Origin of the sequence: Lactococcus sp. DD01, from assembly GCF_001578715.1 — a bacterium.
In the GTDB taxonomy this organism is placed as follows: Bacteria; Bacillota; Bacilli; order Lactobacillales; family Streptococcaceae; genus Lactococcus; species Lactococcus petauri.
Map to the genome: position 1 here is coordinate 679,877 of NZ_KQ968939.1, position 8,070 is coordinate 687,946.

The 8,070-nt window shown below is 39.3% G+C and carries 6 protein-coding genes and 1 riboswitch; all 6 genes read right to left on the minus strand.

Annotated features, from left to right (window positions below; genetic code table 11):
- The coding region (locus tag LACDD01_RS03305; protein WP_061413202.1) for a cation-translocating P-type ATPase at positions 1 to 2,035 on the minus strand (2,035 nt) is incomplete at its 3' end.
- Between the two features lie 186 nt (positions 2,036 to 2,221).
- Positions 2,222 to 2,321, minus strand: a riboswitch (yybP-ykoY riboswitch).
- Positions 2,322 to 2,415: 94 nt separating this feature from the next.
- Complete coding sequence (locus LACDD01_RS03310; RefSeq protein WP_019293543.1) at positions 2,416 to 2,757, minus strand: DUF2200 domain-containing protein; 342 nt, start codon at positions 2,755 to 2,757, stop codon at positions 2,416 to 2,418.
- Between the two features lie 61 nt (positions 2,758 to 2,818).
- Positions 2,819 to 3,709 (minus strand): ROK family protein, encoded by an 891-nt coding sequence (locus LACDD01_RS03315; protein WP_061413203.1) that lies wholly within the window; start codon positions 3,707 to 3,709, stop codon positions 2,819 to 2,821.
- Complete coding sequence (locus LACDD01_RS03320) at positions 3,693 to 5,072, minus strand: glycoside hydrolase family 1 protein (protein WP_061413204.1); 1,380 nt, start codon at positions 5,070 to 5,072, stop codon at positions 3,693 to 3,695. Before LACDD01_RS03320 ends, LACDD01_RS03315 begins: the two co-directional genes overlap by 17 nt.
- A 12-nt stretch (positions 5,073 to 5,084) precedes the next feature.
- Positions 5,085 to 5,882: a MurR/RpiR family transcriptional regulator gene (locus tag LACDD01_RS03325; protein ID WP_061413205.1), complete on the minus strand. Its 798-nt coding sequence runs from the start codon at positions 5,880 to 5,882 to the stop codon at positions 5,085 to 5,087.
- A gap of 9 nt (positions 5,883 to 5,891) precedes the next feature.
- Positions 5,892 to 8,070, minus strand: a 2,179-nt coding sequence (locus tag LACDD01_RS03330; RefSeq protein ID WP_231863363.1) for a glycoside hydrolase family 38 C-terminal domain-containing protein, incomplete at its 5' end; no start/stop codon positions are given.

The following is an 8,070-nucleotide window of genomic DNA, read 5'->3' on the forward strand; positions in this document are numbered from 1 at the left end:
TTTTGATATTATCGTAGACTGTACGTCCAACCGCTACAGCATTAACAATAGAAACGAAGTTATCATCGGTCAAAATCATTGATGATGCATCTTTGGCAACGTCTGTCCCTGAACCCATAGCAATACCAATATTGGCTTGTTTCAAGGCTGGGGCGTCATTAACTCCGTCACCAGTCATCGCAGTAACATTTGCTTTCTTCTGCCATGCGCGAACAATACGAATCTTGTTTTCCGGTGACACACGCGCATAAACAGAGATTTTCGCCAAGTTGTCATCCAACTCTTGCTCTGACATAGCATCTAATTCTTGCCCAGTCACAGCAATGTCGTTTTCCCCAAAGAGACCGATATCTTGCCCAATCGCACGCGCTGTTGTTTTATGGTCACCCGTAATCATCACTGTACGGATACCTGCTTTTTTCGCTTCCGCAATTGAATCATAAACAGCTTCACGTGGTGGGTCAATCATGGCTGTTAAACCAATCAAGATCAAGTCATTTTCATCTTCCAAATCCAGAACTTCTTTGTCTTGCGCCAAAGGTTTGTAAGCATAAGCCAAAACACGGAGTGCTTTGTTACTGAATGCTTCATTTTGTTTTTGGAATTCTGCTTTTAATTCTTCAGTAAAGTCTTGGACTTGACCGTTGATAAGAACTTTCGAACAACGTGCAAACATCACGTCTGGTCCACCCTTAGTCAACATGAGTTTTTCATCATCAATAAGGTTAATCGTTGACATCAACTTACGGTCAGAATCAAAAGGAAGTTCTGCTAAACGAGGGTAAGCTTCACGAAGTTCTTGATAAGGTTTACCTACCTTGTTGCTAAAAGCAATAAGTGCAACTTCTGTTGGATCGCCGAGCTCTTGCCCTTCTTCATTGATACTTGAGTCATTACACAAGACAGCTGCTTCAATCAGTAGTGCTTCGTCCGTCGTCCAAGTTTCTGGCTGATCTGGGAAAGTTTCTTTTGTGGTTGTAGGTAAAAAGTAATCGACAACCGTCATTTTGTTTTGGGTTAATGTCCCTGTTTTATCCGTACAGATAACACTTGTTGAACCTAAAGTTTCAACTGCAGGCAACTTACGAATGATAGCATGTTGTTTTGCCATTTTGTTTGTACCTACTGAAAGGACAATCGTTACAATTGAAGAAAGTGCCTCTGGAATTGCGGCAACAGCGACAGCAACAGCAAACATGAAGGCATCTAACATCTTCACTTCAATATTTGCACCGTCTCCAGCAAAGAAGATACGTGCCGCTTGAATTGCAAAGATAGCAACAGAGAGAATCAGGATAGCAATACCCAGTTGTTTACTGAATTTCTCCAGTTTTTGTTGCAAGGGTGTTTGTTTATCTTCAGCCGTTTCAAGGAGCGTGGCGATTTTACCAATCTCTGTTTGACTTCCGGTACCGGTAACGATAAATTCTCCACGCCCATAAACAGTGAGCGCTCCACTGTAGAGCATATTTTTACGGTCGCCTAAAGGAAGTTCCCCTTCAAGCGCTACATCTGTCTTTTCAACTGCTTCGGACTCACCTGTTAACATGCCTTCTTCTACACGCAAGCTCTTACAAGTCAAGACACGTCCATCGGCAGGAACAAAGTCCCCTGCTTCAAGCAAGACAAGATCACCCACAACAAGTTCACGTGCTGGAATCGTTATTTTTTCACCATTACGTAACACTTTTGCATGGGGCGCCGAAATTTGTTTCAAGGCATCCAATGAACTTTCTGCTTTTTTGGTTTGAATCACAGTGACGATTGAGCTGATTAATACTACACCAAGAATGATGCAGGCTTCAACCACTTCGCCTAATGCCAGCTGAACAATGGTAACAATCAGCAGGACAATAACCATCGGGTCTTTAAAAGTGTCCAGTAAAATTTTCCAAGTTGGAACTTTGTCTTTACTCTTCAGCTCATTAAAGCCGTCTCGTTCTTGTCTTTCTTTGACTTCTTGCTCCGTTAGACCTTCAACGGTTGTCTGCAATTCCTCAAGGACAAGCTCTGTTTCTTTGTTGTAGAATTCCATTTTAGCTCCTTCTCCAATAGTTAAATATGACGTTTGATATCAAAAGCAATATTTTTTGATTCGAAACGAATAAGACGCTACGGTGATCGATAGATAGTATGATTTTCCCTCCAGCATGAACATCTTTCAATGCTTGTATGTAGCGTATTAAAAAGACCCCTGCCAAATCTGGCAAAGGTCTTGCTAAACATGTCATATCCATGTCAACAAAGCCGGTGAGATTAATGCTCACGGAATGACGACTTTGTTTCGGTTTGCACCGACGCTACTCCCCTTTGGGAATTCATATTCAATATTGTTCTTTAATAATAACAAATTCCCTTAGTAAATGCAAGAATTGGACTCAGTCTGGACACATAAAGCTTCATTATGTCCACGAGTTATAAGGTTATTCTTTTAATCTTTTCCAGACTTTTCCCTTTGGCGAGTTCATCTACTACCTTATCCATATAACGTAGCTTTTTCATAAAGTTGTCTTCGATTTCTTCTACACGAACACCGCAAATCACTCCAGTAATAAGAGGCGCATTGTCATTAAAAGGCTGATTTTCAATCAATTGCCCCAAGCTACCCGTGAGCTGGCTAGGATTCGTATATCCTGTTAACCAAGTCAAAATCTCATCTAATTCTTCTTTTGTCCGTCCTTTTTTCTCTACTTTTGCCAAGTAAAGCGGATAAACGGTTTCAAATTTCATCTGTTTTACACGATCAGTGCTTGCCATATTCTTTACCTCTATAAAGCCTTTTCTTTTAAGTATATAGAGCGCTAGTTTTTTTGTCAAATCATCTCTGAACTTTTGGAAAAATAGTGTAAAAATTTAAAGCTGCCCCAATCAGATTTGCATTGTTCATATAATGACAACTTTCAATTCTTGGCAGGATATGAGCTATATCATAGTTTTGAAGACGTTCTGCTAATTTTTTCTGAAGGATTTCTGGCAAATCTTTCCGCGCTGACATTCCGCCACCAATGATAATTGTATCTGGATCAAGCGAAACTTGGATATTATATAAATAATCAGAAATAATCTCCAGCATATTTTCGATAAGTAAAGTAGCTTGAGGATTTTTTTGATCCATTAAGTCATACAGTTCCTTACCTGAAATTTTCTGCCCTGTCTCTTTGGAATAAGTTTCCGCAGCTTTAACCAATGGTCCGGTTTCGCTAAAAGTTTTATGCTTCGTGTTTTTCATCAAACCGAACTCGCCAGCAAACAGATGCGCACCTTTATAAAGCTTGCGGTTAATAAAGATAGCTCCACCTACTCCTGTACCTATGACCAAAAAAACAGCATTCTGGACTTCTTTTCCTGCACCATAATCAATTTCACAAATCCCTGCACAATTGGCATCATTTTCGATAGCTACGGGCAAGTCAAAGCATTGTTCAATTTCATCAAATATAGGACGGTTGTGCAGATAGGGTACGGCGCTGATTCCTTCAATCCTTCTTTTCGCTGTATTGACAGCGCCTGGAGATGATATCGCTATTCCTTTAAGCTGTGGATAGTCCTTGATAATACTGCCCATCTTCGCAGTAAGCTTTTCAAAGCTTTCAGGTGTTTTAAAAGAAGCATTATTCAGGATTTTTTCTCCATCCCATAAACCATATTTTACTGCTGTGCCGCCAATATCAAACACGGCGAGATTATGTCCATTATTCTTCATATCCATTATACTCACTTAATTTCTTATACCAAAGTCCGCTCTTTTTCACGGAACGTTTATAATCGTCTTCCAAATCAACCCGATAAAAACCATAGCGGTTGCGATAACCATTCAGCCAAGACCAACAATCAATAAAGGTCCACGTGTGGTAACCAAAGCAATTGCTTCCTTCTTCAATGGCTTGATGAAGATAACTGAGATGCTCCTTCATAAACTCAATGCGATAATCATCTTGGATCATGCCTGAATCATCCATAAACCGCTCCTCATCAGCTACACCCATACCATTTTCACTGACAAACCAAGGAAGATTATGATAATCCTTTTTCATCATCATTGCTACATCATAAATGGCTTGCGGGTAAATTTCCCACCCACGATAAGGATTCATTTTCTTTTCAGGCCAATCATAAGGCTGGTAAAAATCATCTAAGGTTTTAGCGGGGAAGCTCGCATTCTCAGGTGCTTGAACGCGACTCGGTTGGTAATAATTTAAACCGATAAAGTCTACTGTATTGGCTGCTACATCTTTTTCATCTTCTGGCAATGTTTCAGGTAAGAGTTGGTTATTTTTGAGAAGTTCAACCAAATCAGTGTTGTGTTTTCCAAGCACCGCAGGATCAAGAAAGCTTTTTATATTGACTAAATCAGCGGCTTTTTTAGCTTTTAAGTCTGCTGCTGACTGACTGCGCGCATAGCTCGGAGATACATTCAGAATAATACCGATGGATCCTTGCGGCATAAGTTCTCTAAAGGTTTGAACAGCTTTTACATGTGCCATTAAGGTATGATAAGCCACTTGAACAGCTTTTTTGATATCAACAATTGCAGGATAATGAAAGCCTTGTAAATAACCACATTCCACATGAACCATTGGTTCATTGAAAGTGGTCCAATCCTGAACTAAATCACCAAAGCATTCAAAAGCTGTTTGGGCATAAAAACGAAAAGCCTCAACAGATTCTCGGATTTCCCACCCACCTTTATCCATCAACCACATGGGCATATCAAAATGAAAAAGGTTAATTATTGGCTTGACACCATTTTCTTTCATTTTTGTAAAATAATCTCTGTAGAAAACCACTGCTTGAGGGTTGAGCGTTTTACCGTCAGGAAGTAGTCGCGTCCATTGGATAGAGGTACGAATCGAATTAAGCCCGATAGCTTTCATCCGTTGGCAATCCTCTGCGTAATTTTCGTAAAGATTAGAAGTTATTTCTGGGCCTTGTTTTTCATTAAATCTTTCAGGGTTTTCTTTAAACCAGTAATCCCATGTAGAAGCAGATTTACCCTCTTTTAGAGAATAACCTTCAGTTTGTGGACCAGATAAAGCTGAACCCCACAAAAATCCTTCAGGAAATTTTTTCATGTTTAAACCTTCTTATTTTTTATTTTTATGTAAAATTTCTTCAGATTTTATCCATTTCTTTACAGAATCAGAAAAGAGATGAAGATAGCGTTCGTAAAGTATGTCTAATTGAATCAAAATCGGAATTTGTGGTGAGATATTACCGATAGATTCTTCATGTGTTAAGCCCGCTGAAATTAGTGTAATATCTGCTTGTTTAATCAAGTCAGAATTAGGATTGGAAGTAATCAGTGCTATCGGAATATTTTTTTCCTTTGTTATGGTCATCGCTTCAAGAAGATTGCTGTCTATTCCTCTCAAGGATGCCACGAGTATCATTTCACCCTCACGGGCAAATTCTGCTGACATTAAGATTGACTTTTCCTCTGAAATGACACGAACATACTTGCCAAATCGTGAAAATTTGAATGAAAAATCAGCTCCTGTATAACTGTTAAAGCCCTTTCCAAAAAAATGAATGATGTTATGATTTTTTATTAAAGCGCACAGCTTGTCCACTTCCACCTCAGAATAAGCATTGTCACTTCGTGTGGCTAAAGCGTGATAAATAGCTGTCACTGCCGATGAAATCGATGGCTCTTCTTTTTTATCCAAGGAAAGGTTGTATAAAAACATGAGTTCCTTGTAATTATCCAAACCAATCTTTTTACAAAAGCGAGTAATCGAGGCCTTTGATACAGCTAGTGTTTGTGCTAATTTATCTATATTCAGCGGTGCCTTTTTACTGATAAAATAGTTGGCTATAATCTCCTCAACATAGGTTAATTCCAGACGGTGCGATTCAATTAATATGAAAATATCTTCCTTCATGATTCTTCCTCAATCTATGAAATGAACAGTTTTAATCTGTCCTGCTCTAAAATCTCCCAGATTAATTTTACTATTTTTTTGTCGTTCGGTCAGCGCGATTCCCCTCAGGTCCACAAACTCATAGCGAAGCTCCTGCTCTGACAGAATAAAATTCTCACCCTGAACAGCTTGGGTACTTGGATTATACACCCGTAAGTCCCAACCGCCGTAAAGCTTATTCTTACGGAGTGAACTAAAGACAAGGTCAGGTGCTTTCAAGCTGATATTCTGGGGACTGCAAATTTTTTCTTTCAAAGTATTTGACACAAAATATTTTAAAGTCGTTGTAAAAAGATTTAGACTCTGAATTTGATAGAAAGGCAAGGATAAAGCATAATCAAGGTAACTTTTAGCAAGTCGTGCGGGGTTATAATCCTGTTCTAAACTTATGGCAAATTTGAATGTTAATTTTTCCAACAATTGGCTATCAGGTGTTGGGATGTACTTAAAAGCATTACCAGAAGCTACACCTGGCCTTCTGAGCAAATCAGGCCGTCCTAAAAATCCGACACTTCGAAAGAGGGTTAAAGCTAACTGATGGTGATTTTCCCCGATTAATTGATATTCTTTGATTCCTTTGGCAAAAACCGTCCAACTGTTTTTATCATCGTGAGCATTAACCCATTTTAGCATGGGGTAAATAGCTGTTGGTTCTTCACGCCAGCCGATTTCTTGCCAATCTTTCAAATGCGGATCTTCTGCTTCACGCTTCACTGTACCAAAAGGCGTATCTGTGTAAGAATATTGATTAGCAAAAGGAAGATTGATGACTGCACGCATACGATGGTCCAGCGCTTGATTATCTATCGTCAAATGGCATTCGAGATGCTTGCTCCCTTTTTTTAAGGTAATTTTTAATTCGTAGTCTTGTTTTTGTTGGCAAATACCTTCTGCACGTTCTTTCAAATCTTTGGGAAGGTCCCAAGTACCAGTCAAAATCAGCTCTTGATAATTTTCCCCACAAAAAGCTTTTCGCTCACTTCCCGTAAGTGTCAAATCAAAGACACGATCTGCATGAGCTGGCGAGTAATCGTAAGTATCACCTTCATCACCACCATCTTCAAAAGATAAGATGTTGTCATAACTTTGCTGCATTTTCTTATCAAATAAATGAAGCTGTCCTTTTTCATAGCTCAGCTTGTAGTAATCATTTTCAATATAATCTTGCTTGTCTTCGCTGATGACCTTGCTTGACCGTTGACTTTCTTCAACGAAGTAATTCACAAAACTTAGCGCAGGAACCGTAACTTCTACAGCCAGTTCATGAATATAATAATATTTATCCGGATCTTGAGCAGTTTCTTCGCGTCTGATTTCACCAGAATATTCTTTATTTCTTGCCAGAACATCAAAACTTAGCGCTTCTCCTGCCGTGTTTTTCAGTTGGATATCTTTAAACTCAGTAGAGACATTAATTTTTACTGTTTTAGTTACTTCCCAAGGCAGGGTATTAAAAATGCTGACTTGGTGGTCACAAACTTTTTTCTGTGACTCACTGATTTTTCTGGTCAAGTAGTCGACTATGGAATAAGACAGTTGGTCTGCTTCGATAAAGCGTTCACGAATAATACGATTGGTTTTATCGCTATTACAGCCGCCCGCACTGTCGTGGGCTTGATTTTTTGCCAGCAATTTCCAGATTCTGTCAATTAAACCCTGCTTGTTAGCAATCCCAAGTTTTTCAGCCATAAGAACGAGTGATTCTACTTGATAAATCATCCGTCTTTCCAGCTTATCATTTAAATACTTATGGTCGTAACGTGAAGAATAAATCGAGCGATGGATTTTCGAGACTGAGCTGGAGATAAATTCCCCTTCAATTGTGGTCAGTTCCTCTTTTTCGAGTTCGGAGAATAGCTCCTCATAGTTGCTTTCTTTTAACTCATAGCCACTCAGTTTCTGGTTGTAAAAATCAATCCGCTCACGTAGGTTAAAATCTACATAACGTTGGTCTCCTCCTACAGGTAAAACGAGATGTTGCCCCACAGCACCGTCGTCAATCTGTGTCATAAGTTCTTGGGTTTGGTCACTATGAATAAGTCCAACGCCGACAAAATAACCATCCTTAATATTTGCGGCTAAAACTTTTGAACCATCTTCAGCTTGCCAATAAAATTCGCGGTCCCTTGTTTTTTCCTGCGGCAATCCT

Bases quoted from the DNA above. Each gene is read 5' to 3' on its own strand.
- LACDD01_RS03310 (WP_019293543.1), bottom strand. From the start codon at position 2,757: ATGGCAAGCACTGATCGTGTAAAACAGATGAAATTTGAAACCGTTTAT.
- LACDD01_RS03315 (WP_061413203.1), bottom strand. From the start codon at position 3,709: ATGGATATGAAGAATAATGGACATAATCTCGCCGTGTTTGATATTGGC.
- LACDD01_RS03320 (WP_061413204.1), bottom strand. From the start codon at position 5,072: ATGAAAAAATTTCCTGAAGGATTTTTGTGGGGTTCAGCTTTATCTGGT.
- LACDD01_RS03325 (WP_061413205.1), bottom strand. From the start codon at position 5,882: ATGAAGGAAGATATTTTCATATTAATTGAATCGCACCGTCTGGAATTA.